Annotated in this window: 27 protein-coding genes; 15 read left to right on the forward strand and 12 right to left on the reverse strand. The window is 73.4% G+C overall.

Annotated features, from left to right (window positions below; genetic code table 11):
• Positions 1-126: 126 nt before the first annotated feature.
• Complete coding sequence (locus AQJ30_RS21780) at positions 127-489, forward strand: DivIVA domain-containing protein (RefSeq protein WP_211279064.1); 363 nt, start codon at positions 127-129, stop codon at positions 487-489.
• The gene (locus tag AQJ30_RS21785) at positions 486-1073 is read left to right on the forward strand and encodes a DNA-3-methyladenine glycosylase I (protein ID WP_067236702.1); all 588 of its coding nucleotides are present in this window, start codon (positions 486-488) and stop codon (positions 1071-1073) included. Before AQJ30_RS21780 ends, AQJ30_RS21785 begins: the two co-directional genes overlap by 4 nt.
• 30 nt (positions 1074-1103) lie before the next feature.
• On the opposite strand, the gene chcB is transcribed toward AQJ30_RS21785, so the two are convergent.
• Positions 1104-1907 (reverse strand): 2-cyclohexenylcarbonyl CoA isomerase, encoded by an 804-nt coding sequence (gene chcB, locus AQJ30_RS21790; protein ID WP_067236705.1) that lies wholly within the window; start codon positions 1905-1907, stop codon positions 1104-1106.
• A 384-nt stretch (positions 1908-2291) separates the two neighbouring features.
• Between chcB and AQJ30_RS37070 the strand changes: the two genes are divergently transcribed.
• Complete coding sequence (locus tag AQJ30_RS37070; RefSeq protein WP_003966491.1) at positions 2292-2459, forward strand: DUF3117 domain-containing protein; 168 nt, start codon at positions 2292-2294, stop codon at positions 2457-2459.
• Positions 2460-2579: 120 nt separating this feature from the next.
• Here AQJ30_RS37070 and AQJ30_RS21795 read toward each other — a convergent pair whose 3' ends face one another.
• Positions 2580-3278: an O-methyltransferase gene (locus AQJ30_RS21795; RefSeq protein ID WP_079084181.1), complete on the reverse strand. Its 699-nt coding sequence runs from the start codon at positions 3276-3278 to the stop codon at positions 2580-2582.
• 163 nt (positions 3279-3441) lie between these two features.
• On the opposite strand from AQJ30_RS21795, the gene sigE reads away from it, so the two are divergent.
• The 5 genes from sigE (at position 3442) to AQJ30_RS21820 (ending at position 8952) form a co-directional block, all read left to right on the forward strand.
• Entirely contained in the window at positions 3442-4236 is a 795-nt protein-coding gene (gene sigE / locus AQJ30_RS21800) for an RNA polymerase sigma factor SigE (RefSeq protein WP_211279058.1), read from the forward strand.
• Positions 4233-5261: an anti-sigma factor family protein gene (locus AQJ30_RS21805; RefSeq protein ID WP_067236712.1), complete on the forward strand. Its 1029-nt coding sequence runs from the start codon at positions 4233-4235 to the stop codon at positions 5259-5261. Before sigE ends, AQJ30_RS21805 begins: the two co-directional genes overlap by 4 nt.
• 127 nt (positions 5262-5388) lie before the next feature.
• Positions 5389-7374, forward strand: coding sequence for a S1C family serine protease (locus AQJ30_RS21810; RefSeq protein WP_079084182.1), 1986 nt, complete (start codon positions 5389-5391; stop codon positions 7372-7374).
• Between the two features lie 201 nt (positions 7375-7575).
• A complete protein-coding gene (locus tag AQJ30_RS21815) occupies positions 7576-8007 on the forward strand; it encodes a sec-independent translocase (protein WP_067236714.1) in 432 nt (143 codons plus the stop codon).
• A 285-nt stretch (positions 8008-8292) separates the two neighbouring features.
• A complete protein-coding gene (locus AQJ30_RS21820) occupies positions 8293-8952 on the forward strand; it encodes a hypothetical protein (RefSeq protein ID WP_067236716.1) in 660 nt (219 codons plus the stop codon).
• Positions 8953-9051: 99 nt separating this feature from the next.
• Here AQJ30_RS21820 and AQJ30_RS21825 read toward each other — a convergent pair whose 3' ends face one another.
• The 3 genes from AQJ30_RS21825 to AQJ30_RS21835 are packed head-to-tail and all read right to left on the reverse strand — an operon-like array spanning position 9052 to position 12209.
• Positions 9052-10185: an Mrp/NBP35 family ATP-binding protein gene (locus AQJ30_RS21825; protein WP_067236718.1), complete on the reverse strand. Its 1134-nt coding sequence runs from the start codon at positions 10183-10185 to the stop codon at positions 9052-9054.
• Positions 10186-10228: 43 nt separating this feature from the next.
• Complete coding sequence (locus AQJ30_RS21830; RefSeq protein WP_067237296.1) at positions 10229-10849, reverse strand: DUF1003 domain-containing protein; 621 nt, start codon at positions 10847-10849, stop codon at positions 10229-10231.
• Positions 10839-12209 carry a magnesium transporter MgtE N-terminal domain-containing protein gene (locus AQJ30_RS21835; RefSeq protein ID WP_079084183.1) on the reverse strand — a complete coding sequence of 457 codons (1371 nt, stop codon included), beginning with the start codon at positions 12207-12209 and terminating at the stop codon, positions 10839-10841. The genes AQJ30_RS21830 and AQJ30_RS21835 overlap by 11 nt, the downstream gene beginning before the upstream one ends.
• Positions 12210-12485: 276 nt before the next feature.
• On the opposite strand from AQJ30_RS21835, the gene AQJ30_RS21840 reads away from it, so the two are divergent.
• Entirely contained in the window at positions 12486-13232 is a 747-nt protein-coding gene (locus AQJ30_RS21840) for a hypothetical protein (protein WP_067236720.1), read from the forward strand.
• 61 nt (positions 13233-13293) lie between these two features.
• On the opposite strand, the gene AQJ30_RS21845 is transcribed toward AQJ30_RS21840, so the two are convergent.
• Positions 13294-13809: a hypothetical protein gene (locus AQJ30_RS21845; protein WP_067236723.1), complete on the reverse strand. Its 516-nt coding sequence runs from the start codon at positions 13807-13809 to the stop codon at positions 13294-13296.
• Between the two features lie 23 nt (positions 13810-13832).
• The gene (locus AQJ30_RS21850; RefSeq protein WP_067236726.1) at positions 13833-14963 is read right to left on the reverse strand and encodes a magnesium and cobalt transport protein CorA; all 1131 of its coding nucleotides are present in this window, start codon (positions 14961-14963) and stop codon (positions 13833-13835) included.
• Between the two features lie 481 nt (positions 14964-15444).
• On the opposite strand from AQJ30_RS21850, the gene AQJ30_RS21855 reads away from it, so the two are divergent.
• Complete coding sequence (locus tag AQJ30_RS21855) at positions 15445-16032, forward strand: suppressor of fused domain protein (RefSeq protein ID WP_067236729.1); 588 nt, start codon at positions 15445-15447, stop codon at positions 16030-16032.
• Positions 16033-16085: 53 nt separating this feature from the next.
• Here AQJ30_RS21855 and AQJ30_RS21860 read toward each other — a convergent pair whose 3' ends face one another.
• Positions 16086-17333, reverse strand: a complete 1248-nt coding sequence (locus AQJ30_RS21860) for an MFS transporter (protein WP_067236731.1) — start codon at positions 17331-17333, stop codon at positions 16086-16088.
• A gap of 159 nt (positions 17334-17492) precedes the next feature.
• On the opposite strand from AQJ30_RS21860, the gene AQJ30_RS21865 reads away from it, so the two are divergent.
• The 3 genes from AQJ30_RS21865 (at position 17493) to AQJ30_RS21875 (ending at position 19974) form a co-directional block, all read left to right on the forward strand.
• Positions 17493-18134: a DUF6758 family protein gene (locus tag AQJ30_RS21865; RefSeq protein WP_067236734.1), complete on the forward strand. Its 642-nt coding sequence runs from the start codon at positions 17493-17495 to the stop codon at positions 18132-18134.
• Positions 18135-18371: 237 nt separating this feature from the next.
• The gene (locus AQJ30_RS21870; RefSeq protein ID WP_067236736.1) at positions 18372-19229 is read left to right on the forward strand and encodes a PHP domain-containing protein; all 858 of its coding nucleotides are present in this window, start codon (positions 18372-18374) and stop codon (positions 19227-19229) included.
• Positions 19230-19368: 139 nt separating this feature from the next.
• A complete protein-coding gene (locus tag AQJ30_RS21875) occupies positions 19369-19974 on the forward strand; it encodes a MarC family protein (protein ID WP_067236738.1) in 606 nt (201 codons plus the stop codon).
• An 87-nt stretch (positions 19975-20061) separates the two neighbouring features.
• Here the strand turns inward: AQJ30_RS21875 and AQJ30_RS38015 are convergent, their stop codons facing one another.
• Positions 20062-20214: a hypothetical protein gene (locus AQJ30_RS38015; protein ID WP_106982064.1), complete on the reverse strand. Its 153-nt coding sequence runs from the start codon at positions 20212-20214 to the stop codon at positions 20062-20064.
• Between the two features lie 221 nt (positions 20215-20435).
• On the opposite strand from AQJ30_RS38015, the gene AQJ30_RS21880 reads away from it, so the two are divergent.
• Positions 20436-21332 carry an NYN domain-containing protein gene (locus tag AQJ30_RS21880; protein ID WP_067236741.1) on the forward strand — a complete coding sequence of 299 codons (897 nt, stop codon included), beginning with the start codon at positions 20436-20438 and terminating at the stop codon, positions 21330-21332.
• Between the two features lie 158 nt (positions 21333-21490).
• Here the strand turns inward: AQJ30_RS21880 and AQJ30_RS21885 are convergent, their stop codons facing one another.
• Together AQJ30_RS21885 and AQJ30_RS21890 are read right to left on the reverse strand one after the other, a co-directional pair.
• Positions 21491-22366, reverse strand: a complete 876-nt coding sequence (locus tag AQJ30_RS21885) for an alpha/beta fold hydrolase (protein ID WP_067236743.1) — start codon at positions 22364-22366, stop codon at positions 21491-21493.
• A gap of 115 nt (positions 22367-22481) precedes the next feature.
• Positions 22482-25061, reverse strand: a complete 2580-nt coding sequence (locus tag AQJ30_RS21890) for a DEAD/DEAH box helicase (protein ID WP_067236745.1) — start codon at positions 25059-25061, stop codon at positions 22482-22484.
• Between the two features lie 552 nt (positions 25062-25613).
• Here AQJ30_RS21890 and AQJ30_RS21895 point away from each other — a divergent pair.
• Positions 25614-26384, forward strand: a complete 771-nt coding sequence (locus AQJ30_RS21895) for a ferritin-like fold-containing protein (protein WP_211279060.1) — start codon at positions 25614-25616, stop codon at positions 26382-26384.
• Between the two features lie 123 nt (positions 26385-26507).
• Here the strand turns inward: AQJ30_RS21895 and AQJ30_RS21900 are convergent, their stop codons facing one another.
• Positions 26508-26774, reverse strand: coding sequence for a hypothetical protein (locus AQJ30_RS21900; protein ID WP_067236750.1), 267 nt, complete (start codon positions 26772-26774; stop codon positions 26508-26510).
• Positions 26775-26830: the final 56 nt, after the last annotated feature.

A 26830-nucleotide genomic window follows, 5' to 3' on the forward strand; every position in this document is an offset into this window, starting at 1 on the left:
GTACGTGCCTGACTTCCGCCGCCTGCGACCCTAACCGTCACACCCGCATGGCACGATCGGACCCTCAAGACTTCCGTCTTCGGACACATCGTTCGAGCAACCGAGCGTGGGGACGCACCGATGGTTATGTTCTTCTTCCTGGTCGTCGCGCTCGCCGTCGTGGTCGCCGCGGTCACCCTCGCCGTGGTGGGCGGCGGCGAGGGCAGCGGACCGCTGCCGGAGAGCGCGCCGCAGCGGCTGCACGACCCCCTGCCGCCCGAGCGCCCGGTCACGCGCGCGGACGTCGACGCCCTGCGCTTCCCGCTCGCCGCCCGCGGCTACCGCATGGCGGACGTCGACGACGCCCTCAACCGCCTCGCCGCGGAACTCGCCGAGCGCGACGCCCGGATCGCCGACCTGGAGTCCGCCCTGGCGGGCGCGCAGGCCCCGGCGTCCCACGCCGCGCCCGGGGTGTCCGTCGAGAAGCCCGCCCCGCAGGAGGACCGGTGAGTGAGGGAGCCGCCCTGACCGGCCCGGACGGTGCGGCCCGCTGCCCGTGGGCGCTGTCCACGCCCGACTACGTGACGTACCACGACGAGGAGTGGGGCCGCCCGGTCCACGGCGACGACGCCCTGTTCGAGCGGGTCAGTCTGGAGGCCTTCCAGTCCGGCCTGTCCTGGATCACCATCCTGCGCCGCCGCGCCGGGTTCCGCGCCGCCTTCGCCGACTTCAAGATCGCGGCGGTGGCCGCCTTCACCGACGAGGACCGCGCGCGGCTCCTCGCCGACCCGGGCATCATCCGCAACGGCGCCAAGATCGACGCCACGCTCGCCAACGCGCGCGTGCTCGCCGACTGGGCCCCGGGCGAGCTGGACGAGCTGATCTGGTCCCACGCGCCCGACCCCTCGGGCCGTCCGGTCCCGAAGACCCTGGCGGACGTCCCCGCGATCACCCCGGAGTCCACGGCCCTGTCCAAGGCCCTGAAGAAACGCGGCCTGCGCTTCGTCGGCCCCACCACGGCCTACGCCCTGATGCAGGCGTGCGGCCTGGTGGACGACCACCTGGAGACCTGCGTGGCCCGCGGGCGCGGCTAGCGGCGCCCGCGGGAGGGCAGGGAGGGCGGGCTAGCGGCCCAGGTACTTCGGCTTCTCCTTGTTCACGAAGGCCTGGACGGCGATCGCGTGGTCCTCGGAGCGCCCGGCGCGGGTCTGGAGCTCGTCCTCCTTCTCCAGCGTCTCGGCGAGGGAGTGCGACAGGCCGAAGCGCACCGACTCCTTCAGCGCCGCGTACGCCACCGTCGGCCCCTCGGCCAGCTTCCGCGCGACCTTCTCGGCCTCCGCGCGCAGCTCCGCGGCCGGCACCAGCCGGTTGGCGATGCCCAGCTCGTACGCCTCCTGCGCGGTGATCGAGCGCGGGAACAGCAGCAGGTCGGTCGCGCGCGAGGGACCCACGACCCGGGGCAGCGTCCAGGAGACGCCCGAGTCGGCGGTCAGGGCCACCCCGGCGAACGAGGTGGTGAAGGCCGCCGTGTCCGCGACCACCCGGTAGTCCGCGGCCAGCGCGAACCCGAACCCGGCCCCGGCGGCCACGCCGTTCACCGCCGCGACCACGGGCTTGGCCATCTCGGTCACGGCCCGCACGATCGGGTTGTAGTGCTCGCGCACCGTGCTCATCGTCTGCCCCGACCCGGTCTCCCGGTCGGCCGCCAGCAGCCCGATGTGCTCCTTGAGGTCCTGGCCCACGCAGAACGCCCGGTCCCCGGCCGCGGTCAGCAGCACGGCCCGTACGGAGCTGTCCTCCGCGGCGGAGCGCAGCGCGTCCCGCAGGGCCACCTTGGCCGCGACGTTCAGCGCGTTCATCGCCTCGGGGCGGTTCAGGGTGATCGTCGCGAGTCCGTCGCTCACCTCGTGGAGCACGGTGTCGGCCATGGGAGTCCCTCCGTGTGGCGGCACTGACGTACCGCTCAGTACGTCGTCGTCTGAAGGACAGCATGACGGAGTTCCCGGCCCCGGGACCGGACCGGACGTGTGAGCTGCGTCAAAGAAGCCGGCGGGGTCCGGCACCGGTTCCCGAACGGCGTATCTCGGTGCCGGGCGCGAAGTATCGCAGTCACATCGCCGAATTGAGTGGTTTTGCTCGCGCGCGTTGCCCAAGCGATGCCGACCGATGTTGGTCATCGGGTCCTGAGATGCGGGATAATGGCTGGGAAGCAATGTGTTCGATGCCGGTGTCGCGGGTCCCGCTGGACTGCGCGTGCCCTTCAAGGGGCCGTCGGCTTTGGCGATGAGCTGGTTTCAGGAAGGGGAACGAGCATGGCGGCCATGAAGCCGCGGACGGGCGACGGCCCGCTCGAGGTGACCAAGGAGGGGCGGGGCATCGTCATGCGCGTTCCGCTCGAAGGCGGCGGTCGGCTCGTCGTAGAGCTGACCCCGGACGAGGCCGACGCCCTCGGCGACGCCCTCAAGAAGGTCGTCGGCTGACGCGGGAGCGACCCTACCCTTCCAGTCCCCCCGGCATCGCAGTGCGGTGCCGGGGGGACTGCTTTTCCCCTTTTCCCGCTGCTCGGCTTTCCCGCGACTGCTCGGCTTTTCCCCGGCTGCTCAGCGCTTGACCGCGCACAGCAGGCCGTCGCCGACCGGCAGCAGCGACGGCACCAGCTCCTGGCTCTCGCGCACCGCGCGCAGCAGCTCCCGGATGCGTATGACCTCGGTGGGCTGGGGTCCCGAGTCCACCGTGCGCCCGTTGGCGAAGACGCCCTCGAACACCACCAGGCCGCCCGGCCGCAGCAGGCGCAACGATTCAGCGAGGTAGTCCAGGAGCTCCAGCCGGTCGCCGTCGCAGAAGACGAGGTCGTAGCCGGCGTCGGCGAGACGGGGCAGCACGTCCAGCGCGCGGCCCGGGATGAAGCGGGCCCGGTTGCTGGCGAAGCCCGAGGCGCGGAACGCCTGCCGGGCGAACTGCTGGTGCTCCGGCTCGGGGTCCACGGTCGTCAGCACGCCGTCCGGGCGCATCCCGTGCAGCAGGTGGATGCCGGAGACACCGGTGCCCGTACCGATCTCCGCGACGGCCTTGGCGTCCACGGAGGCGGCGAGCAGACGCAGCGCGGCGCCCGTGCCGGGCGTCACCGAGCGCAGCCCCGCCTCACGGGCCCGGTCGCGGGCCCAGCGCAGTGCGTCGTCCTCGGCGACATAGGCGTCGGCGAACGCCCAGCTCGTCTGCCGGTTGCCGGTAATGACCCTCTCCTGTCCCCGCGGTTGCCTCGGCGTGACTGTATCCGTTGGCGTCGGGAACCCGCAGATGGGACCGGGCGTTTGAAGGGGTGGGAACGACCGCGGGGGGACACAGTTGGATCACGACGGGGAGCGGGCCGGCGAGCAACTGCTGACGCAGCCGCATGAGCCGTGTCAGCCCAGATCAAATTCTCGTAAAACCGCTTATCCGGTCCTAACGGGCGAGGTGGCTATGGTAGGGGCTCCACTGGACACCACCAGAGCTGACAGGGGAGGTGCGGCCACGCCTGTGGATCGCGGAGGAGCGCTGCGGCGCCTCCTCGGATCGGCGGGCAGGCCGAGATCCGTGACCGACACCGCTGCTGACCCGAGCCACGCCGCCGGCCCCGCCGGCCCTGCCTCCGGCAGGCTCCCGACCGCGACCTTCGCCACCGACGCGGACGGGCAGGCCTGGACTCCGCCCACCTGGGAGGAGATCGTCAGCACGCACAGCGCCCGTGTCTACCGCCTCGCCTACCGGCTGACGGGCAACCAGCACGACGCCGAGGACCTCACCCAGGAGGTCTTCGTCCGGGTCTTTCGCTCCCTGTCGACCTACTCGCCCGGCACCTTCGAGGGCTGGCTGCACCGGATCACCACCAACCTCTTCCTGGACATGGTCCGCCGCAAGCAGCGCATCCGCTTCGACGCCCTCGGCGAGGACGCCGCCGAGCGGCTCGCCAGCAAGGAGCCGACCCCGCAGCAGGTCTTCAACGACGCGCACTTCGACGCCGACGTCCAGCAGGCCCTGGACACCCTCGCGCCCGAGTTCCGCGCGGCCGTCGTCCTGTGCGACATCGAGGGCCTGTCCTACGAGGAGATCGCCGCGACCCTCGGCGTCAAGCTCGGCACGGTCCGCTCGCGGATCCACCGCGGGCGCTCCCAGCTGCGCAAGGCCCTCGCGCACCGCTCGCCCGAGGCCCGCGCCGGGCGCCGCTCCTTCGTGCCCCGCGTGCCCGCTCTGAGGGGAGGGGGCGCGCCCGCGTGAGTGGAACACGGCCGGACCCTGCCGAGGGACACCTCGCAGAGCAGCACCTGGGAGACCGACTCTCCGCCCTGGTGGACGGCGAGCTCGGTCATGACGCGCGCGAGCGCGTACTGGCGCACGTGGCCACCTGCCCGAAGTGCAAGGCGGAGGTGGACGCGCAGCGCCGTCTGAAGGACGTCTTCGCGGCCGTCGCCCCGCCGGCGCCCTCCGAGAGCTTCCTGGCCCGCCTCCAGGGCCTCCCCGCGGGAGGTGACCCGGACGGCGACGGCACCCCCTTCGGCGGGGGAGGGCTCGGCGCCCGCCTCCCCGGCGCCGGCTCCTCCCCGGCCCTCGGGGTCTTCGGCGTGAGGCGGGGTGAGCCCTTCGGCCTCGCCTACGCCGCGCGCGACCACGGCTCCGTGCTGGGCTCCGACCCCGGCGGGCGCGGCTTCCGCATCCACCCCGTGGGCCGCGGCGAGACCGAGCGCTCCCGGGGCATGCGGATCGCCTTCGTGGCCGCCGGAGCGGTCTCGCTGGCCGCGATCGCCCTGGGCGGCATGACCGGCGGCAGCCCCTTCGACACGACCGCGGACGCCCGCGGCGGCTCCGGCACCGGCAGCAACGTCACACCGGCCCGCACCGCGGCGTCCGGCACGGCCACGGCCCCCGAGGGCCAGCGCCGCCGCAGCGCCGGCCCGCTGTTCGCCCAGACCGGGCAGGGCCTGCTCGGCGACGCCCCGGTCGCCCCGACCGAGGTGTCCGCGCCGCTGCTCCCCGGTGTGCCGGCCCCGTCGACCCCCCGGCAGCGGTTCACCACGCCCGTGGTGGCCGGCGCGGCGGCCATGTCCCCGCTGATACGTCCGCTGGGCGTGGCCACGCCCGTCACGCTGACGTCCTGGACGCCCGCAACGCCGCAGCCGGCGACGTCCGACCTGTTCGCCGCGACCGTCGGCCCCGACGTGCCGTCCCCGACGTCCTCGCCGTCGTCCCCGGTCCCCACCTCCCCCGGTGCCACGCCGCCCGCCTCCGCGCGGACCGCGCGCTGACCTCGCGGACCTGATGTAATCCACGGTGGACCGCGCCCACGCCGTTCCGGCCGGGCGCGGAGTCGGCTGTCGACGAGCCGCGGCCACCGCCCCGAGGAGCGCCGCCGCGGCCGGCTGCGGGGAGAGCATGGACGAGGGCGAGCGGCGCAACGGACCGGAGCAGGGGGAGGGCGGCGAGCCGGTGGGGGCTGAGCGGGGGCCGGGCACGGGGATCCGGGACGCCCGCGAGGGTGACGCCGAGGGCGCGGACTTCGGGGACTCCGAGGGCGGTTCGGGGGACAGCGCGCCGGGCGGGTTCGCGGATGACGCGCGGAGCGGCTCGGACGACGGCTCCGCGGGCCGCTCCGACGGCCCGGACGCGGGGGACTTCGAGCTGGCGCGGCCCGCGGGGAGTGGTGGGAGCGCTGCCGGTGCGGACGACGACTTCGCGCTTCCCGAGCCGCAGCCCCGGGAGCGGGCTCAGCCGCAGCACCCGTCCGACGCGCAGTCCGACCCCGAGCGGCCCCAGCCCCTGCACGACCCCGACGCCTACAGCACCCCGCCCTACGGCCAGCCGGGGCCCTGGGCGCCCGCGCCGCCGGTCCAGCACCCGGCGGCCCCCGCCGTGGCCCCCGACGCGGGAGACAGCGCCGTAGCGGCGCCAGGGCCCGCCTTGCCGGCCGAGTCTCCCGTGGTAGCCGGACCCGCCTCCGCCGCCGAGCCCGCCGTGACACCGGCCGCCGTGTCCGACCCCCTCGCGGCACCTGTCTCCGCGGCCGAACGCCTCTCGACAGGGGCCTCCGCGGCCGCGCCTCACGCGGCGTCGGGCCTCGCCTCTCCGTCCGAGCCTCCCGTGACCCCCGGCCCCGCCTCCGCCTCCCCGCCACCCCCCGTCCCCGACCCCACCTCCCCGGCCGATCCGCCCGCACCCCCCGCCGACCCCTGGCACCGCTACGACCCCTGGGCCAGGGCTGCCGCCGGCCCCCTCCAGCAGGCCGGGGCCGGGGTGGTCGGTGACGTGCAGCGGCGCCGGCGGGTGCGGCGGGGGCTGGCCGGCGGGGCGCTGCTGCTCGCGCTGGTCTCCGGGCTCGCCGGGGGTGTCGTCGGGGCGCAGCTGGAGCGCAACGGCGGTATCGGCGCGGTCGAGCTGCCGCAGCCCAGCGCCGCGCCCAGCGGACGCGCCCCCGACAGCGTCGCGGGGATCGCCGCTCGGGCCCTGCCCAGCGTGGTGACCCTGCACGTCACCGGCAGCGAGGAGTCCGGCACCGGCACCGGCTTCGTGCTCGACGAGCAGGGCCACATCCTCACCAACAACCACGTCGTCCAGCCCGCCGGCGGCGACGGCGCCATAACGGTGGTCTTCAACGGCGGCCAGACCGCCACGGCGGAGGTCGTCGGCCGGGACAGCGGCTACGACCTCGCCGTCGTCCGGGTCACCGGGGTCAAGGGCCTCACCCCGCTGCCCCTGGGCAACTCCGACGACGTCCAGGTCGGCGACCCGGTCGTCGCCATCGGCGCCCCCTTCGACCTGGAGGGCACGGTCACCTCCGGCATCATCAGCGCCAAGGAGCGGCCCATCACCGCCGGCGGCGACGGTGCCGACGCGAGCGACGTGTCGTACGTGGACGCGCTGCAGACCGACGCGCCCATCAACCCCGGCAACTCCGGCGGCCCCCTGCTGGACCGGCGGGGCCGGGTCATCGGCATCAACTCCGCCATCCGGTCGGCCGGGGCCGGCACCGGCGCGGACACGGGCCAGGCGGGGTCCATCGGACTGGGCTTCGCCATCCCCGTGAACCAGGGCAAGCGCGTCGCCGAGGAGCTGATCAACACCGGCCGGGCCACCCACCCCGTCATCGGGATCACCCTCGACATGGGCTGGTCGGGCGACGGCGCCCGCGTCGGCACCGCCGCCGACGGCGACGCCTCCCCGGTCACCCCGGGCGGCCCCGGTGCCCGGGCCGGTCTGCGCGCCGGGGACGTCATCACCGAGGTCGACGGGCAGCGCGTCCACTCGGGTGAGGAGCTGATCGTCAGGACCCGCGCCCACCGTCCCGGCGACCGCCTGGAGCTCACGGTCGAGCGCGGCGGCGCGGAGCGGACCCTCTCGCTGGTCCTGGGTTCCTCGAAGTGACGGCAACCTCACAGGCCGGTGGTCGCCACGCGGCCCGCCGGGCAAACAACGCGGAAATCCGCCCGGACCGGCGCACGCGGAGCCCCCGGGGCAGTACCGGTCGGACAGGTGCGACAGGTACCGTGGACCCGGCCCGGACCCACGGACGACCCGCAGCACACCCCGAGGGCCGAGGACCGCGGACTTCGCAAGGAGCTTCAGGTGTTCAATGACATAGGACCGCTCGAGCTGGTGACGATCGTCGTCCTGGCCGTGCTCGTCTTCGGTCCGGACAAGCTCCCCAAGGTCATCCAGGACGTGATGCGCACGATCCGGAAGATCCGTGAGTTCTCCGAGAGCGCCAAGCAGGACATCCGGCAGGAACTCGGGCCGGAGTTCAAGGACTTCGAGTTCGAGGACCTCAACCCCAAGACGTTCCTGCGCAAGCAGCTGGACAACGAAGAGCTGGGGCTGAAGGAGATCCGCAACGGCTTCGACCTGAAGAAGGAGATGGCCGAGGTCACGGACGCCGTGCACAGCCGGGACGCCGACCCGGGCACCTCCGGGTCCTCCGGTGGCCGCCTCGACATGACCAAGAAGCCCGAGGACCCGGGCCGCGACGAGCGCCCGGCGTTCGACCCCGACGCCACCTGACGCCGCCGACACCGGCCGCGCCCGACGCGCCCGCGCACTTCCCTCGTACGCCCCCTCCCGGACACCGGGTCAGGGGGCGTACGTGACGCGTTTCATACCCCCGGGACCCCTCGCAGGGCCCCCAGCGGGCATCCGGAAGGCCCACGCGCCGGGCGCTTTCCCGGCTGTCCGGGGCGAGGTGGATATGCTGCCGAGTTGTTGTGCGGACCGTACTTCAAGGAGTAGAGCCGCCCGAAGGGGGGCGGGCCGGACCGGTCCGCCCGGAGCAAGGAGGCGTCGGGGCACATGGAGACGACGAGTCGGGCAGTCGCACAGGCGCCGGCCGCGGAGGGCGCACAGCACGTCCCCTCCGCCCGGCGCACGGTCGACGGCTACCTCGAGGCGCCCTTCCCCTGGTACGGCCTCGACGAGGCCTTCACGGGGCCGCGCTGGCTGATGCAGGTGGGGACGGCGGCCGACGGGGCCGTCGAGCACGGGTCCGTCGGACACGGCGACGAGCCCTCGGTGCGGCACGAGACGGCGGGGGAGGACCGGGGGAAGTTCGCGGTGGTCGTGACCGTCGCGGCGAACCCGTCCCGGCGCAGCGCGGACGGCACGGGCCTGCTGGAGGCCACCACCGTGTCGTCGGCGGCCTGGCTGGCGGGCGTGGGGCTGCTGTCCTACACCTGGCCCGGCCAGATGGACCACAGCCTGCGGGACGACTGGCTGGACCAGCAGACGGAGACGGCGTGGGAGCTGGCCGACGACCTCGGCGGCCCGGAGTGGTCCACGCTCTCCCTGCCGGTGGACGGGGTGCCGACGCCGTTCCACTACCGCGAGTCGGAGTTCGGCTGGGTGCTCGCCGGTTCCACGCAGGAGGGCGTGCACGTGGGGGCGTACGGGCGGGGCATGAGCGCGTACGGCCTCGGCTTCGCGATGATCAAGGACATCACGGCGTACGCCTGAGAGCCGGGCGGCGCACGGGAAGCCTGAGAGCCGGGCAGGGCACGAGAAAGGGGCGCCGGTCGAATCCGGCGCCCCTTCGTCGGCCGCGGTGCGTGGCGGCTAGAACTTGTTCCTCGGGGTGATCCCCAACGACAGGCCGGACAGGCCGCGTTGGCGGCCGCCCAGCTTGCCGGCGATGCCGCGCAGGGCCGCGCCCGCCGGGCTGTCCGGGTCGGTCAGGACGACCGGCTTGCCCTCGTCGCCGCCCTCGCGCAGGCGGACGTCGATGGGGATGCTGCCGAGGACCGGGACCGTGGCGCCCGTGGTGCGGGTGAGGCCGTCCGCGACCGTCTGGCCGCCGCCCGTGCCGAAGACGTCGACCATCTCGCCGCAGTGCGGACACGGCAGGCCGGACATGTTCTCGACCACGCCGACGATCTTCTGGTGGGTCTGCACGGCGATGGAACCGGCCCGCTCGGCCACCTCGGCCGCCGCCTGCTGGGGCGTCGTGACGACCAGGATCTCGGCGTTCGGGACGAGCTGCGCGACGGAGATCGCGATGTCGCCGGTGCCGGGCGGCAGGTCCAGCAGCAGCACGTCCAGGTCGCCCCAGTACACGTCCGCCAGGAACTGCTGGAGCGCGCGGTGCAGCATCGGGCCGCGCCAGACGACCGGCGCGTTGCCCGGGGTGAACATGCCGATCGAGATGACCTTCACGCCGTTCGCCGACGGCGGCATGATCATGTTCTCGACCTGGGTCGGGCGGCCGTCGGCGCCCAGCATCCGCGGCACCGAGTGGCCGTAGATGTCGGCGTCGACGACGCCCACCTTCAGGCCGTCGGCCGCCATGGCCGCCGCGAGGTTCACCGTGACCGAGGACTTGCCGACGCCGCCCTTGCCGGAGGCGACGGCGTAGACGCGGGTGAGGCTGCCGGGCTTGGCGAAGGGCACCTCGCGCTCGGTCTGGCCGCCGCGCAGGGCCGCCGCCAGCTCCTTGCGCTGCTCGTCGCTCATCACGTCGAGCGTGACGTCGACGCGGGTGACGCCCTCGACGCGGGAGACCGCCTCGGTCACGCGCTGGGTGATCGTGTCGCGCATGGGGCAGCCGGAGACCGTCAGGTACACGGTGACCGCGACCGCCCCGTCCGCGCCGATCTCCACCGATTTGACCATCCCGAGCTCGGTGATGGGCCGGTTGATCTCGGGGTCGTTCACCGTCGCCAGTGCTTCGCGCACCGCGTCTTCGCTAGCCATAGGGACGATGGTACGGCGACCGGAGGGGCCTTAGGGATGCCCCTCAGCGGTCGTCTGCGTCACGTACGGCCGACCGTTCTGCCGGGAATACGGCATGTCCGTGGCCGTCGCGCCGGTCCTCCAGTTCCTTCAGCAGGTCCTGCAGTTCCGAGCGCATCCAGTCGCGCGTCGCCACCTCGCCCAGTCCGATGCGCAGGGCGGCGATCTCGCGGGTGAGGTACTCGGTGTCCGCGATCGACCGCTCGTTCTGCTTGCGGTCCTGTTCGAGGTTGACCCGGTCGCGGTCGTCCTGCCGGTTCTGCGCGAGCAGGATCAGCGGCGCCGCGTAGGACGCCTGCAGGGACAGCATCAGCGTCAGGAAGATGAACGGGTACTGGTCGAAGCGCAGGGACTGCGGGGCGAACACGTTCCACACGACCCACAGGATGATCACCACCGTCATCCAGACGATGAACCGCCCTGTGCCCAGGAAGCGGGCGATGCGCTCCGAGAGCCGCCCGAACGCCTCCGGGTCCCACTCGGGCAGCAGCCGCCGCCGCGGCGGGCGCGGCTGGTCCAGCCGGGCCCGCGGACGCGTGGTGGCGGTCGCCCCGGACGGCGCACGCTCGCGGCCGCCGGACGCCGTCGCGCGCCCCTCGCGCCCGCCCTCGCGCTCAGGCACCACGCGGACCACCCCCTTCGCCACGCTCCACGCCCATCCGCTCCTCGTCGGCCGGGTCCCGCCCGTCCCCGGTGTCCGCGGGGTTCCCGGGGTCCGCGGGGTCCTCCTCCAGGTGGAACTCCGTCTCCCGCCAGTCCTCCGGCAGCATGTGGTCCAGCACGTCGTCCACCGTCACCGCGCCCAGCAGCGAGCCCGCCTCGTCGACGACGGGCGCCGCGACCATGTCGTACGTCGCGAAGAACCCGGCGACGACGGGCAGCGCCGCGTCCGGGTCCAGCGGCTGGAGGTCGTCGTCGATGATCGAGCCGACCAGGGTGTACGGCGGGTCCCGCAGCAGCCGCTGGAAGTGCACCGTGCCGAGGTACTTGCCGGTCGGCGTCTCGTCGGGCGGCCGGCACACGTAGACCTGGGCGGCGAGCGCGGGGGACAGGTCGCGGTTGCGCACCCGGGCCAGGGCGTCGGCGACGGTGGCGTCCGGGCGCAGCACGATCGGCTCGGTCGTCATCAGACCGCCGGCCGTGTGCTCCTCGTACGACATCAGACGCCGCATGTCGGCCGCGTCGTCGGGCTGCATCAGGCTCAGCAGCCGCTCCTGGTCGTCCTCCGGGAGCTCGGCGAGCAGGTCGGCCGCGTCGTCCGGGTCCATCGCCTCCAGGACGTCCGCCGCGCGCTCCTCCTTCAGCTTGCCGAGGATCTCGATCTGGTCGTCCTCCGGCAGCTCCTCCAGGACGTCGGCCAGCCGGTCGTCGTCGAGGGCCGCGGCGACCTCGGCGCGGCGCTTGGCGGACAGGTGGTGCAGGACGTTGGCCAGGTCGGCGGGGCGCAGCTGCTCGAAGGTGGCGAGCAGGTTCTCCGCGCCCTGTCCGTGCTCGTCCACGGAGAAGCCCGTGACGGCCGACCACTCCACGGTCAGCGTCTCGCCCTTGGCGCGGCGGAAGGCGCCGCCCTTGCGGCCCTTGCGCACGAACACCCGGTCGATCTCCCAGTCCCGGCGGGCGGGCAGTTGCTGCACCGACAGGTCGAGCACGGTGACCTCCTCGCCGGTGTCGGCGAGGGTCACGCGCCGGTCCAGCAGTTCGCCGAAGACCAGCCGTTCCGTGGGCCGTTGCTCGAAGCGGCGGACGTTGAGCACGCCGGTGGTGATGACCTGGCCGGACTCGATGCCGGTCACGCGGGTCATGGGCAGGAAGATCCGGCGGCGCGTGGCCAGTTCGACGACCAGCCCGAGCACCCTGGGCGGCCGGCGGCCGACGCGGAGCATGACGACCAGGTCGCGCACCCGTCCCACCTGGTCGCCGGTGGGGTCGAAGACGGCGACACCGGAGAGGTGCGAGACGAAGATCCGGGGGGCGCCGGCTGCCATGACGATGCTTCCTTCGCTTGCCGGGGTGAGGGGGCGGGGGCGGGACGGTGGGGGACGGGGGGGCGGGTGCGGGAGGGGGTGGGGGGTCGGGTGCGGACGAGGGGGCCGTTATCCCAAATGCCCGTTCGTGCGGGCTTCAGGCTAGCCCGTCCCGATCGGATACGCCCTGGTGAGGGGTCCGGACGGACCGGCTCCGTCGGGGCCCCGCGACCCCGGTACGCTGCCGTACGCCGCTGAGGAGATCCCCATGGAAAGGCAGCTGCGTCTGTGACTGCGATGCGCCACGGCCGTACCCGTCGGACCGCGCTGGTGGGCGCCGTGTGCGTCCTGGTCGCGGCAGGCCCGCTGGTGGCGGGGTGCAGCGAGGACCCGGACGCGGGCACCAACGGGGTCGGCAAGCTGCCGGCCGAGCGGATCCAGGCGAGGACCAAGGCGGCCGCCGGCTCGGCCGACGCGGTGCGGCTCGCGGGGACGGTGGTCACCAGCGGGCGCACGTACCGGCTCGACATGCGCCTGAAGTCCGGCGGCGGCACCGGCTCGGTCACCTCCCAAGGGGCCACCTTTCAGCTGCTGCGCATCGGCGAACAGCTGTACCTGAAGGCCGACGCGGGCTTCTGGAAGCACGAGGACGGCAAGGGCGACGACCAGGGCACCGACGCGGCCGCCGCGGACAAGCTCGACGGCAAGTACGTGAAGGTGCCGACGGGTGACCCCTCGTACAAGAAGTTCAGCGGGTTCACGGACAAGGACGTCCTCCTCGACGGTCTGCTCACCCTGCACGGCACGCTGGCGCGGGACGGCCACCACGAGCAGGGCGGTGTGCGCACCATCCGCATCACCGGCGACAAGGGCTCGGGCGGCACCCTGGACGTGTCCCTGAAGGGCCTGCCGTACCCGCTGCGCCTGGTGCGCGCGGGCGGCGCGGGCACGCTCACCTTCTCGGCCTGGGGCGAGGACTTCCCGCTGGCGGAACCGGCCAAGGGCGAGACGGTGGACTACGGCCACCAACTGCCGACGTCCTGACGGGCCCTGGGCCCGCGTGCCGCCGGTCCGGCTGCCGCCCGCCCCGCGTGGACGGGAAGGACTACGCCCGCTTCCTGCGGCGCGCCAGCAGCCGTGGCAGCCCCGCCGGGGCCGGCCGGCGGGTCGTCGCCGGGGTGGGCACCGGAACGGCGGCCAGGCTGTCCTCGGGCAGCGGCAGCGTGCTGCCCGTCGGCTCCAGGCGCACAACGCGGCACTCCCGGGCCCAGCGCCCGGTCATCGCCTCGCCGTCGGGTGCGTTGAGCCGCTTGCCCTTGAGTTCGGCGACCGCCGCGTCCCACGCCTCGCCGCCGGGTGCGAGCTGGACGACCCGCGCGGTCCAGGAGACCAGCCGGCCGCCCTTGTCCTTGCTGCGCACGGTCACCTCGGCCCGGCCGCCGTCGGCCAGCCCGGACAGCGGCTGTTCGCCGGGCCCGTCGCCGACCAGGCACGCGGCGCCCTCGTGCCACACGTGCCACAGCGCACGCGCGGCCGCGGCGCCCTCCGGCCGGACCCAGACGAGGCCGGACTTCTTGGTGGCCTCCTCGACGAGGGCCTGGTCGAGCAGCTCGTTGGTCATGGCCCCAGCCTATCCAGGCGGCCCTACAGCCAGCCGTTGCGCTTCAGGGTGCGGTGGATGCCCAGGCAGATGGCCACCGTGAACGACATGATCACGGGGTAGCCGTAGCGCCAGTGCAGCTCGGGCATGTGCTCGAAGTTCATGCCGTAGACCCCGCACACCATCGTCGGTACGGCGATGATCGCCGCCCACGAGGTGATCTTGCGCATGTCCTCGTTCTGCGCGACGGACGCCTGCGCGAGGTTGGCCTGGAGGATGGAGTTCAGCAGCTCGTCGAAGCCGACGACCTGCTCCTGCACGCGCGCGAGGTGGTCGGCGACGTCGCGGAAGTACTTCTGGATGTCGGGGTCGACCAGCCGCATCGGCCGCTCGCTCAGCAGCTGCATGGGCCGCAGCAGCGGCGACACGGCGCGCTTGAACTCCAGGATCTCGCGCTTGAGTTGGTAGATCCGCCCGGCGTCGGTGCCGCGTGGGGTGCCCTTGCGACCGGGCGAGAAGACGTCCGTCTCCACCGCGTCGATGTCGTCCTGGAGGGCGTCGGCGACCGCGATGTAGCCGTCGACCACGTGGTCGGCGATGGCGTGCAGCACGGCCGACGGGCCCTTGGCGAGCAGCTCGGGGTCGTCCTGGAGGCGGTGGCGCAGCGCGCGCAGGGAGCCCTGCCCGCCGTGCCGGACGGTGATGAAGAAGTCCCGCCCGGTGAAGCACATGACCTCGCCGGTCTCCACGACCTCGCTGGTGGCGGTGAGTTCGTCGTGCTCGACGTAGTGGACCGTCTTGAACACGGTGAACAGCGAGTCGTCGTAGCGCTCCAGCTTGGGCCGCTGGTGGGCCTGGACGGCGTCCTCCACGGCCAGCGGGTGCAGCCCGAACTCCGAGGCGATGCCCGCGAATTCGGCCTCCGTCGGCTCGTGCAGGCCGATCCAGACGAAGCCGCCGTCGCGCCGCACCCTGCGCATCGCCTCGTGCGGGGCCAGCGGGGCGTCGGTCTCCACGCGGGCGCCGTCGCGGTAGACCGCGCAGTCGACCACGGCCGAAGGGGTCGCGGGGTCGCGCGTGGTGTCGTAGGTGCCGCCGTCCGGGCGTACGGCGCTCTTGCGCAGCGAGGGGCGGGACGGGCGGACGACGGCGCGCAGGTCGCGGATCATCGACATGGGCAGGCTCCTTCGCATCGGGCGGCGAGGCCTTCCGCCGACGGGTGGAACTACCCGGAATGAGGACGTCCGTGCTGCGGATGTTTGGCACGTCCACAAAGCGGGGAGCACCGCTCCGTCGCGGTGAGGGGCTTCGCTGCTGGATTCGACTTCTGATGCAGATCAGACAGATCGGGTGAAACGAAACGAAGTGCTCTTCCGAAGATGCGCCAGACACACACACGCGAACGTGAGGGGTGGCAGCCAGCCAGAGCGAGATCGGCTATTCAGCGGGCGGAAGAGCGAGTGGTACTGCACGGTCGACTTCGATCCATGACAGCCCCACCTCCTCCGGCCGGTCCCTCGTAAGGGAGTTCCATCGGCGTCGGGGCTAGATCGCGACGCTTACACGTGCTGCCCCGAACCACCGGGCAAGAGTAGCAGTCGTCCGAAGTGTCAAGGCGCTGCTTTGCCCGGCACTGACGAGTTCTATGCTCGCCGCATGGCTGATGTTCTTCCTCTGGTCGAGGCCCGGTTGCGCACCGCGCTGGGCGAGCCGGACGCGCGCGCGGCGGTCACCTTCCTCGGCACCGACCGCATCGAGGTGCTCCGCTTCCACGAGGGGGACATCGTCCGGTACGCCACCCTCGGCATGTCCGCGCACCCCATGACGGACCCCACGGCGATGGTCGCCGACCCGGTCGCGGGGCCGCGCGCCGAGCTGGTCCTCTCGGTGCGCGCGGGTACCGGCGCCGACACCGACAAGGTGCTCCGCCCGCTCGCCGTGCTCGGCGCGTCCCCGCAGGTCGAAGGGCTGGTCGTGGCTCCCGGCGCCTCCCTCGACGTGGGCGGGCCGCTGTGGCCCGGCGCCCCGTTCACCTCGGTGCTGGTGGCCGAGCCGGGCGGCCTGGTCGAGGACCTCGAACTCGACGCGCCGGCGGACCCGGTGCGCTTCCTGCCGCTGCTGCCGATGACGCCGAACGAGGCCGCCTGGAAGCGCGTGCACGGCGCCCAGGCCCTCCAGGAGCGCTGGCTGACGCACGGGACGGACCTGCGGGATCCCTCCCGCAGGTCCGTCCCGCTGGACTGAACGGTTCCGCACCCACCGGGTGAGCAAGCTCACCAACCGGCGCCCGGACGGCGTCAGTTGGCGAAGACGGCCACCCCGTCCTCGCTCGCGTGCCGCGGCTCGAGCTCCTCGGCCCGGTGGGTGAGGGCCCGGCGCCGTACGACGACCACCAGCGCGCCGAGGACGGCCGTGACCGCCGCCACCACGAACGGCATGCGCAGGTCGGTCCACTCCTCGATCTTCGGCGCGAGGTAGGGCGCCGCGGCGGCCGCGAACCAGCGCACGAAGTTGTAGCCGGCGCTCGCCACCGGGCGCGGCGCGTCCGACACGCCGAGGGCCAGTTCGGTGTACACGGTGTTGTTCACGCCGATGAAGGCGCCGGACAGGATCGTGCACACCACGGCCGTGGTGTGGTCGCCGAGGCCGAGCGCCAGCACGTCGGCCGCGAGCAGCACCAGCGAGCCGCCGAGCACCTTCAGCGAGCCGAACCGCTCCTGCAGGCGCGGCGCGACGAGCACCGAGAATACGGCGAGCAGCACGCCCCAGGCGAAGAACACGGCACCCGACTTGTACGGGGTCATGTTCAGCACGAACGGGGTGAAGGCCAGCACGGTGAAGAACGTGTAGTTGTAGAAGAACGCCGAGACGGCCGCCGAGGCCAGGCCGCCGTGGCCGAGCGCCTTGAGCGGGTCGAGCAGCGAGGTCTTCCGGGCGGGCCTCGGCTGCTCCTTCAGGAACACCGCGATGCACAGGAACCCGACCGCCATCAGGAAGGCCGTGCCGAAGAACGGGTAGCGCCAGCTGGCGTCGCCGAGCAGCGCGCCGAGCAGCGGCCCGCAGGCCATGCCGAGCCCGAGGGCGGACTCGTAGAGCAGGATCGCCGCCGCGCTGCCGCCGGCCGCCGCGCCGACGATCACCGCGAGGGCCGTCGAGACGAAGAGGGCGTTGCCGAGCCCCCAGCCCGCGCGGTAGCCGACGAGCTGGCCGACCGTGTCGGAGGTGCCGGCCAGGCCGGCGAAGACCACCACGAGGGCGAGGCCGAGCAGCAGGGTCTTGCGCCCGCCGACACGGCTGGACACGAAGCCGGTGACCAGCATCGCGATCGCGGTGATCAGGAAGTAGGAGGTGAACAGCAGGGAGACCTGGCTGGGCGTGGCACGCAGGCCCTGGGCGATGGACGGCAGGATCGGGTCGACGAGCCCGATGCCCATGAAGGCGACGACCGATGCGCCGGCCGTGGCCCACACCGCCTTGGGCTGGCGCAGGATGCCGCCCGCTCCGGCGTCGAAGGGGTCCGAGGTCCCGGTACCTCCTGTGGCCATGGTTGCTCCCGTCCGGTTGCGACAGATGGTTGGTGTTTACACATAGTACGTTAGCCATGCTAATTAATGCAAGATGCATCTACTTTCCCCTGGTGGCGGGCGGTCCGGACGGGTGATCGTCCTTGACGTGGGCGGGTCCGGGTAGGACCGTGGGGGCCTATGAGGGGCGAACCCAGTTGCCCGAAGTGTGGTGGCCGGGTCAGGGCTCCCGGCCTCTTCTCCGACTCCTGGCAGTGCGACGCGCACGGGACGGTGCATCCGCTGCAGCCCGTGATACCGCCCAGTGTCGAGGCCCTGGGCGTGGTCGTGGCCCGGACCCGGGTGCCGGTGTGGATGCCCTGGCCGCTGCCGGTCGGCTGGCTGTTCACGGGCGTGGCCTACGCCGGTGACGACCGCAGTGGGGGCCGCGCGACCGCCGTCGCCTGCTCGGGCCCCGGACCGCTCGGCGGCATGGGCGAGCTGATCCTGGTCGCCGAGGAACTCGGTGTCGGGCTCGGCGCGCACTACGCCGGCATGGACGGCCCGGACCCCGGCCCCCACCTGGACGTCGAGAAGCCTCCCCAGACCAAGGTGCTGGCCGCCGGCCGGCCCACCCCGCTGTGGCACGTCTCCGACGGCCCCGCCGACCGCGCGGTCTTCGCCGGCGAGGCCCGCGGGCTGTGGCTGTGGGCGGTGGTCTGGCCCGAGCAGTCGGGGCTGCTGCTGTACGAGGAGCTGGTGCTGACGGACCTGCGGGACGCGGGGGCGGAGGTGGACCTGGTGCCCTGCGGAGCGTTGTCGCCGCGCTTGCTCGAGCCGTGAGGGGTGGGTGGGCTGGGGGTGCGGTGGGGGTGGTGCGCCTGAGGGGTGGTTGGGGTGGGTGCGTCGGCGGGTGCGGGGGGTGGAGGGCTGGTCGCGCAGTTCGTCGCGCCCCTGAGGTGGGGACGCCCGGCCGGGAATTGTAGGGGGCGCTGTGGGGGTGTGGGTGTGACAGGGGGGTCTCGTGGGCGGTTATCCTTGGGCGTTCCCTTTCGTTCGTGACCGTCTGGAGTTCGTGTCGTGCGTATCGACCTGCACTGCCACTCCACCGCGTCCGACGGTACGGACAGCCCGGCCGAGCTGGTGCGGAACGCGTCGGCGGCCGGTCTGGACGTCGTCGCGCTGACCGATCACGACACCACTCGCGGGCACGCCGAGGCGATCGCCGCGCTGCCCGCCGGGCTCACCCTGGTCACCGGTGCCGAGCTGTCCTGCCGGCTGGACGGCGTCTCGATGCACCTGCTGGCCTACCTCTTCGACCCCGAGGAGCCCGCCCTGCTCGCCGAGCGCGAGCTGGTGCGCGACGACCGGGTGCCGCGGGCCCGGGGCATGGTGGCCAAGCTCAACGAGCTCGGCGTGCCGGTCACCTGGGATCAGGTCGCCCGGATCGCCGGCGACGGCTCGGTCGGCCGTCCGCACGTGGCGTCCGCGCTCGTCGAGCTGGGCGTCGTCCCGACCGTGAGCGATGCCTTCACCGAGGAGTGGCTGGCCGACGGCGGGCGGGCCTACGTCGCCAAGCACGAGACCGACCCGTTCGAGGCGATCCGCCTGGTCAAGGGCGCCGGCGGGGTCGCCGTGTTCGCGCACCCCGGGGCCGGCAAGCGGGGCCGCACGGTGCCGGAGTCCGCGATCGCCGAGCTGGCCGCGGCCGGCCTGGACGGCATCGAGGTCGACCACCTGGACCACGACGCGGACACCCGCGCCCGCTTGCGCGGACTCGCCGCGGACCTGGGGCTGTTGGTCACCGGCTCCTCGGACTACCACGGCAGCCGCAAGACCGTCGCGCTCGGCGAGTACACCACCGACCCCGAGGTGTACGGGGAGATCACCCGCCGCGCCACGGGGGCGTTCCCCGTCCCGGGCGCGGGCGGAATCTGAGCCGCCCGGACTCCTTCCGGTCCTCCCACCCCCTTCTGTTTCCCCTCCCTCTCCGCTTCCCCGTACCCGGTGCCGCCGGGCGTGCCCGCACGTCCTCCCGGTTCCCGGGCGGGCGGCTCCGTTCCGCAAGGCACCCTCAATGTTCGACGTCGCCGTCTTCGGCTCCCTGTTCCTGACCCTCTTCGTCATCATGGATCCCCCGGGGATCACCCCGATCTTCCTGGCGCTGACCGCCGGGCGTCCCGGCCGGACGCAGAAGCGGATGGCCCTGCAGGCCGTCTGCGTGGCGGGCGGTGTCATCACCGTCTTCGGGCTGCTGGGCCACCAGATCCTGGACTACCTGCACGTCTCCGTGCCCGCGCTGATGATCGCGGGCGGGCTGCTGCTCCTGCTGATCGCGCTGGACCTGCTGACCGGCAAGACCGACGAGCCCAAGCAGACCAAGGACGTCAACGTGGCGCTCGTCCCGCTGGGGATGCCGCTGCTGGCCGGGCCCGGCGCGATCGTCTCGGTGATCCTCGCCGTGCAGAAGGCGGACTCCGTCACCACCCAGGTCTCGGTGTGGTCGGCGATCCTCGCCATCCACGTGGTGCTGTGGCTGGTGATGCGCTACTCACTGCTGATCATCCGCGTCATCAAGGACGGCGGGGTCGTGCTGGTGACCCGGCTCGCCGGCATGATGCTGTCCGCCATCGCCGTGCAGCAGATCATCAACGGGATCACCCAGGTGGTCCGGGGCGGCTGAGCGGACGGGAGACGTCCCCGGACGCGCAGAGCCCCGTACGGCACGGTGCCGTACGGGGCTCTGAAGCCTGTCGTAAATCGATCCGCGTTACGAGGCCGGAGTGTCGGCCGGGCGGATCCACAGGCGCTGCCCGATGGCGGCGGCCTGCTGAACGATCCGGTTGACGGAGGCGGCGTCCACGACGGTGCTGTCCACGGGCGTGCCGTCGACGTCGTCGAGTCGCATGATTTCGAAGCGCATGGCTTCTCCCTTCGTCTGGTCATCCTCCTGAGGAGAACTACTGGTGGGGTCCAGGGCGTGTCGTGCTCCCTGCTCCATGGGAGTCAACCTGTCCCGCGTTACAAACATTCCCTACGCTAAATAAATTTTTCGAACGACTAATTACTGACGAGTAAGAGGGTTGTCCCCGACTGTTCGGGACCGGTTGTGTCCGCAGCGTGACGGCCGGGACAATGGGCGCGATGAACGACGACCTCGCGGCCCTCGCCGCCCGCATCGACCGCACGAACGAGCTGCTGACCCGCATGCTCGCCGAGGTGGCGAAGACACCCTCGACCCATGCGATCTTCGTCGACGCGGGGTACCTCTACGCGGCCGCGGGCCGGCTCGTGGCCGGCACCGAGGACCGGCGCGCCTTCGACCTCGACGCCGAGGGCCTGATCGAGGCGTGCATCGACCGGGCCCGCTCGGTCTTCGCGGACAGCAGGCTGCTGCGCGTGTACTGGTACGACGGCGCCCGCCGCCGCATCCACACCGCCGAACAGCAGTCCATCGCCGAGCTGCCGGACGTCAAGGTCCGCCTCGGCAACCTCAACGCCAACAACCAGCAGAAGGGCGTCGACTCCCTGATCCGCAGCGACCTGGAGTCACTGGCCCGCCACCGCGCCATCAGCGACGCGGCCCTGCTCGGCGGCGACGAGGACCTGGTCTCGGCGGTGGAGGCGGCCCAGGGGTACGGCGCCCGTGTGCACCTGTGGGGCGTCGAGGCACCCGACGGCCGCAACCAGGCCGAGCCGCTGCTCTGGGAGGTCGACAGCCAGCGCACCCTCGACCTGGAGTTCTTCAAGCCGTACGTCACCCGCCGCACCGCCCACGCGCACGAGGGCCCGCCCACCGCCCGGCCCACACGGGACGACGTGCGCTTCGTCGGCGCCCAGATCGCGGCGAAGTGGCTGGCGGCGCGGGGCCGCGACTCGCTGGGCGAACTCCTGCCCGGCCACCCCTACCTGCCCGGCTCCGTCGACCAGGACCTCCTCGTCGAGGCCGAGGGCCTGCTGCAGTACTCGCTGCGCGGCCAGGCCGACCTCCGGCGCGCCCTGCGCGACGGCTTCTGGGAGCACCTGCGCACGCAGTACTAGGGGGTGTCTTGTCGATCAGGCCGGGCTCGCGGCGCCTGGCACCGCGCCTCGCGGCGTTGTCGTCGGTTGGCGATGCTCCGCATCGCCGCCCTCCTCCGCCTTGCGATGCACGGCACCAGACGCCGCTCCCTGATCCGGCCTGATCGACAAGACACCCCCTAGTACTTGGACGGGTGCGCGTCCCAGAAGTCGGCGAGGGCCTCGGCCGTGGCCGCGGGGCGGTCCGCGTTGGGGGAGTGCTCGGCGCCCGCGATCACCGTGCGGTGCGCCCCCAGCCGCCGCGCCATCTCGTCCAGCAGGGGCACCGGCCAGGTGTCGTCGCGGGCGCCCGACAGGACGTGGAAGGGCAGCGCGACGGCCGCGAGTTCCTCCACGCGGTCCGGCTCGACGCACAACTGGGTCCCGGCGGCGAGCAGTTGGGCCGGCTTGTGGTTAAGCCAGCGCTGCCGCAGCAGTTCCGGACCGCCGAACCCCCTGGCCGGGCCGCCGACTTCCTCCGGCGGGCCCATCAGGGCGATCACCCGCCACACCTCGGCCATCGTCATCGCCGCGAGCGCGTCGTGCAGCAGCTTCACGCGCTGCTGCTGGGAATCGGAGATCCGCGCCGGACCAGATGACATCATCGTGAACGACACGAAGGGCGTGTGGTCCAGCAGCACGGCGGCCCGCGCGACCTGCCCGCCCAGCGAGTGCCCCATCAGGTGCACGGGCGTGCCGAGGGCGTCCGCCTGCGCGAGCAGGTCCCGCGCCAACTCCTCCTGCGCGTACGGCGCCTCGTCGTCCGCCGGTCCGTCCGACTCGTTCTGCCCGCGTCCGTCCACCGCGACCGTCCGGTAGCCGCGCGCGGCCAGCGGCTCGTGCAGCAGGTGGAAGTCCTCCTTGCTGCCGGTGAACCCGGGCACCAGGAGCGCCACGCCCCGCGGCTCCACCCCGGCGGCCACGGGCCCGTCGACGACGGCGAACTCACCGCGCGCGGTGCGCAGCGGGTACGCGCGGGTTCCGGGCGGCGGGACGAAGGGGCTCGGCGTGGTCACGGAGGGAGGCTACCGCGTGGGCCGGCGCGCGGCCCGTGGTGGTCCCCGCACGCCGACGGCCCGGTCCCGTGGGTACGGGACCGGGCCGTCGGGCGCGCTGTGCGGGGCGCGTCGGTCAGCTGTCCGTGGTCTCCACGGCCTCCACGGCCGCGGTCGCCTTCCGGGTGCGCCGGGCCTTCGGCTTCGCCTCGCCACCGTCACCGGGGACCTCGGCGGCTGCCGCGGTCTTCCGGGTCCGGCGCGGCTTGGCCTCGACGGCTGCCTCGGGGGCCTCGGCGGCTTGCGCTGCCTCGGTCGCCTTGGCGGCGGCGGTCTTGCGGGTCCGGCGCGGCTTGGCCTCGACGGCTGCCTCGGGGGCCTCGGCCGCGGCCTCGGCTGCCTTGGCGGCGGCCGTCTTGCGCGTCCGGCGGGGCTTGACCTCGGCGGCGGCCTCGGCACCCTCCGCCGCGGCCACGGCGGCCTCGGCCTTGGGCGCCGCGGTCTTGCGGGTGCGGCGGGGCTTGGCCTCGACGGGAGCCTCGACCTCGGCGGTGGCGCTCGCCTCGACGGCGGACGCGACGGCCTCGGTCACCTCGGTGGCCTGGGCGGCCTTGCGCGTCGTACGACGGCGCGGCTTGGCCTCGGCTGCCTCGGCGGTGTCCACCGCGGCCTCGGCGGCGGGGGTGGTCTCCGCCTTGGGCGCCGCGGTCTTGCGGGTGCGGCGGGGCTTGGCCTCGGCGGGAGCCTCGACCGGGGCCTCGGCGGACCGCGCCGTGTCGACGGCCTCGACGGCGGCTTCCGCGGCCTTGGCGGCGGCCGTCTTGCGGGTGCGGCGCGGCTTGGTGACCGTCGCGGCCTCGGCGACCTCGGCGGCGGGCTGCACCGGCGCGGCGACGGCCTGGCTCGCCTCGGCCGTCGGCTCGGCGGCCACGGCCGCCTTGCGGGTCCGGCGGCGCGGCGCGGCCTCGGTGACCTCGGCCGGTGCGGCGGCGGTCTCGGTACCGGCCGGGGCGGCCGGCTCGGGGACCGTCACGGTGCCGGTCTCGACGGCCGTCGGCGTGGCCTCCGCCGCCCGTCGGGTACGGCGGCGGCGCGGCTTGTCCGCCTCCGGGGACTGCGCCTCGGGGGACGCGGCGGGCGCCGGGATGTCGAGCGCCGGACGCTCCGCCGTCGCCACGGCGGCCTGGGCGGCCTCGGGCGCGGCAGCGGTCGTCGCGGCGGCGGCGACGTCCGCCGAGGAGCCGTTGCGGGTACGGCGCCGGCGGCGCGGGGTGCGCGGACCGGCGGCCTCGTCGGCCGCGGGCGCCTGCTCCGGGGCCTCGGGGGCCGTGGCGGCGGGCGTCGGGGTGGCGTCCAGCGGGGTACCGCTGCGCGTGCGGCGACGGCGGCGCGGCGTGCGCTCCGACCGGTCCGTGCGCTCCGACTGGTCGGTGCGGTCCGTGCGCTCGCGGTCGGCGGAACGGGACTCGTCCCGGCCACCGGGACGGCCGCCCCGGCCACCGCGACCGCGCGGTCCGCGGCCGCCCGGCTCGCCCAGGTCCTCCAGCACCTCGGCGTCCAGCCCGGCGCGCGTGCGCTCCGAGCGCGGCAGGACGCCCTTGGTGCCCGCGGGGATGCCGAGGTCGGAGAAGAGGTGCGGGGAGCTCGAGTACGTCTCCACCGGGTCCGGGAAGTTCAGCTCCAGCGCCTTGTTGATCAGCTGCCAGCGCGGGATGTCGTCCCAGTCGACGAACGTGATCGCCGTGCCCTTGGCGCCCGCGCGGCCGGTACGGCCGACCCGGTGCAGGTACGTCTTCTCGTCCTCGGGGGACTGGTAGTTGATGACGTGGGTGACGCCCTCGACGTCGATGCCGCGCGCGGCGACGTCGGTGCAGACGAGGACGTCCACCTTGCCGTTGCGGAAGGCGCGCAGCGCCTGCTCGCGGGCGCCCTGGCCGAGGTCGCCGTGGACCGCGCCGGAGGCGAAGCCGCGGCTCTGGAGCTGCTCGGCGATGTCGGCGGCGGTGCGCTTGGTGCGGCAGAAGATCATCGCCAGCCCGCGGCCCTCGGACTGCAGGATGCGGGCGATCATCTCCGGCTTGTCCATGTTGTGCGCGCGGTAGACGAACTGCTTGATGTTCGCGACCGTCGCGCCCTCGTCGTCCGGCGCCGTGGCGCGGATGTGCGTGGGCCGCGACATGTAGCGGCGCGCGAGGCCGATGACCGCGCCCGGCATGGTCGCCGAGAACAGCATGGTCTGGCGCTTGACCGGCAGCATGTCGATGATCTTCTCGACGTCGGGCAGGAAGCCCAGGTCGAGCATCTCGTCGGCCTCGTCCAGGACGAGCGACTTGACGTGCTTGAGGTTCAACTTCTTCTGGCCCGCGAGGTCCAGCAGCCGGCCCGGGGTGCCGACGACGACGTCGACGCCCTTCTTCAGGGCCTCGACCTGAGGCTCGTACGCCCGGCCGCCGTAGATCGCGGTGACCCGGACGTTGCGCACCTTGCCCGCGGTCAGCAGGTCGTTGGTCACCTGCGTGCACAGCTCGCGGGTGGGGACGACGACGAGCGCCTGCGGGGCGTCAGTGAGGTCCTCGGGGCGGGCGCGTCCGGCCTCGACGTCGGCGGGGACGGTCACGCGCTCCAGCAGCGGCAGGCCGAAACCGAGCGTCTTGCCGGTGCCGGTCTTGGCCTGGCCGATGACGTCCGTGCCCGAGAGGGCCACCGGGAGCGTCATCTCCTGGATGGGGAAGGGGGTGATGATGCCGACGGCTTCGAGGGCCTCGGCGGTCTCGGGGAGGATTCCGAGATCTCTGAACGTGGTAGTCAGGGTGCTGCCTCTTCTGTGTACGCGGTGCGAGGCGAGCGCGGGGGTCGTTGACGGACCGTGCCGGGGGACGTCGGCTGCCTTACGGGCGGGCCGCGAGGGGCACGCCGTACGGCTCGGGACCACTGCCGACGCTCTAGCGCTCGTACCGCTGAGGTTCCCTCCGATCGTCGTACGCACAGTGCCGTACGGTCAGGGAGGGCTGTCGGGTCGGAGCCGATCGGGCCACCGACCGGGCATCCTCATACGTGCGGCCTGTCGAGGTACGTCGCACTCATCAAGTGCCGATGTACCAGCAGGCGCATTACCACCATACCCCGGAATCGCGCACTCGTGACGGCCGATTCGGTCACGTTGCCGTCGTCACTCCGGATCACGCCTCCCGGCGCCCCCTCTGACACCGGCCGCGGAGTGACTGGCCAGGGGCTTCCGTCGGGTGGTGAGCGGGCTATTGTGCGCTTCATGACGAGCTCTGACAAGCCTGACCACGCCACCGAGACCCCTGCCGGTCCGTCCGCGGGGAACGCCCCCGCGCCGACCGGTGTCGCCGCCCAGGACTGGGCCACGGCCGCCGCCGACCCGCAGTACCGGGCCGCCGTCGTGGACCTCCTCGGCGCCCTGGCGTACGGCGAGCTGGCGGCGTTCGAGCGCCTCGCGGAGGACGCCAAGCTGGCGCCCACGCTGGAGGACAAGGCGGAGCTGGCGAAGATGGCGTCGGCCGAGTTCCACCACTTCGAGCGGCTGCGCAACCGGCTCGCCGAGATCGGCGAGGAGCCCACGCGCGCGATGGAGCCGTTCGTCGCCGCGCTGGACGGCTTCCACCGCCAGACCGCCCCCTCGGACTGGCTGGAAGGCCTGGTGAAGGCCTACGTCGGCGACTCCATCGCCAGCGACTTCTACCGGGAGGTCGCCGTACGGCTCGACGCCGACACGCGCGCACTGGTGCTGGCCGTGCTGGACGACACCGGGCACGCAGGGTTCGCCGTCGACCGGGTGCGGGCGGCGATCGACGCCGAGCCCCGCGTGGGCGGCCGGCTCGCGCTGTGGGCGCGGCGGCTGATGGGCGAGGCGCTGTCGCAGTCGCAGCGGGTGGTCGCGGACCGGGACGCGCTGTCGACGATGCTGGTGGGCGGGGTGGCCGACGGGTTCGACCTCGCCGAGGTCGGCCGGATGTTCTCGCGGATCACGGAGGCGCACACGAAGCGGATGGCTGCGCTGGGGTTGGCGGCGTAGCGCTCGTGCCGTGGAGGGGCGGTTGCTGTCGTCGCGCCGCTGCGGGGTTGTGGGGGCTGGTCGCGCAGTTCCCCGCGCCCCTGGGTGGGGGCTCGGCTGACGCCTTCGCCCCCGTCCTCCCGGTTACGCCGTTGCCGAGCGGCGGAGGCGGCCCGCCGGGCGGAGCAGGAGTGAGACGGAGGCGGCGGAGACGACCGCCGCGCCGAGGAGGCTCACCAGGAGAGAGCCGGAGTCCAGGGCGCTGTGGGTGACGAAGTCGCCGAACAGGGCGCCGGCGATGCCGGTCGCGAAGACCAGGCGGGTGGCGGGCAGCCGGTGGGACAGGCGGTGGACCGCCGCCCACGCGAGCACGATGCCGAGCACAGCGGAGCCGAGCGCTTCCAAGATCATGCGGGTCCCTCCCAGACGGCCGGGCTGTGCAGCAAGGTCGTAGCCGGTCTTACCCG

The organism is Streptomyces longwoodensis (genome assembly GCF_001514125.1).
GTDB lineage: Bacteria > Actinomycetota > Actinomycetes > Streptomycetales > Streptomycetaceae > Streptomyces > Streptomyces longwoodensis.

What these genes read in the sequence shown, in the direction of transcription:
- AQJ30_RS21895 (WP_211279060.1), top strand. Translation starts at nt 25,614, where the DNA reads ATGACGAGCTCTGACAAGCCTGACCACGCCACCGAGACCCCTGCCGGT.
- AQJ30_RS21855 (WP_067236729.1), top strand. Translation starts at nt 15,445, where the DNA reads ATGGCTGATGTTCTTCCTCTGGTCGAGGCCCGGTTGCGCACCGCGCTG.
- AQJ30_RS21890 (WP_067236745.1), bottom strand. Translation starts at nt 25,061, where the DNA reads ATGACGCTCCCGGTGGCCCTCTCGGGCACGGACGTCATCGGCCAGGCC.
- AQJ30_RS21810 (WP_079084182.1), top strand. Translation starts at nt 5,389, where the DNA reads ATGGACGAGGGCGAGCGGCGCAACGGACCGGAGCAGGGGGAGGGCGGC.
- AQJ30_RS21825 (WP_067236718.1), bottom strand. Translation starts at nt 10,185, where the DNA reads ATGGCTAGCGAAGACGCGGTGCGCGAAGCACTGGCGACGGTGAACGAC.
- sigE (WP_211279058.1), top strand. Translation starts at nt 3,442, where the DNA reads ATGGTAGGGGCTCCACTGGACACCACCAGAGCTGACAGGGGAGGTGCG.
- AQJ30_RS21820 (WP_067236716.1), top strand. Translation starts at nt 8,293, where the DNA reads ATGGAGACGACGAGTCGGGCAGTCGCACAGGCGCCGGCCGCGGAGGGC.
- AQJ30_RS21900 (WP_067236750.1), bottom strand. Translation starts at nt 26,774, where the DNA reads ATGATCTTGGAAGCGCTCGGCTCCGCTGTGCTCGGCATCGTGCTCGCG.
- AQJ30_RS21880 (WP_067236741.1), top strand. Translation starts at nt 20,436, where the DNA reads ATGAACGACGACCTCGCGGCCCTCGCCGCCCGCATCGACCGCACGAAC.
- AQJ30_RS37070 (WP_003966491.1), top strand. Translation starts at nt 2,292, where the DNA reads ATGGCGGCCATGAAGCCGCGGACGGGCGACGGCCCGCTCGAGGTGACC.
- AQJ30_RS21865 (WP_067236734.1), top strand. Translation starts at nt 17,493, where the DNA reads ATGAGGGGCGAACCCAGTTGCCCGAAGTGTGGTGGCCGGGTCAGGGCT.
- AQJ30_RS21840 (WP_067236720.1), top strand. Translation starts at nt 12,486, where the DNA reads ATGCGCCACGGCCGTACCCGTCGGACCGCGCTGGTGGGCGCCGTGTGC.
- AQJ30_RS21875 (WP_067236738.1), top strand. Translation starts at nt 19,369, where the DNA reads ATGTTCGACGTCGCCGTCTTCGGCTCCCTGTTCCTGACCCTCTTCGTC.
- AQJ30_RS21860 (WP_067236731.1), bottom strand. Translation starts at nt 17,333, where the DNA reads ATGGCCACAGGAGGTACCGGGACCTCGGACCCCTTCGACGCCGGAGCG.
- chcB (WP_067236705.1), bottom strand. Translation starts at nt 1,907, where the DNA reads ATGGCCGACACCGTGCTCCACGAGGTGAGCGACGGACTCGCGACGATC.
- AQJ30_RS21780 (WP_211279064.1), top strand. Translation starts at nt 127, where the DNA reads ATGTTCTTCTTCCTGGTCGTCGCGCTCGCCGTCGTGGTCGCCGCGGTC.
- AQJ30_RS38015 (WP_106982064.1), bottom strand. Translation starts at nt 20,214, where the DNA reads ATGCGCTTCGAAATCATGCGACTCGACGACGTCGACGGCACGCCCGTG.
- AQJ30_RS21835 (WP_079084183.1), bottom strand. Translation starts at nt 12,209, where the DNA reads ATGGCAGCCGGCGCCCCCCGGATCTTCGTCTCGCACCTCTCCGGTGTC.
- AQJ30_RS21845 (WP_067236723.1), bottom strand. Translation starts at nt 13,809, where the DNA reads ATGACCAACGAGCTGCTCGACCAGGCCCTCGTCGAGGAGGCCACCAAG.
- AQJ30_RS21850 (WP_067236726.1), bottom strand. Translation starts at nt 14,963, where the DNA reads ATGTCGATGATCCGCGACCTGCGCGCCGTCGTCCGCCCGTCCCGCCCC.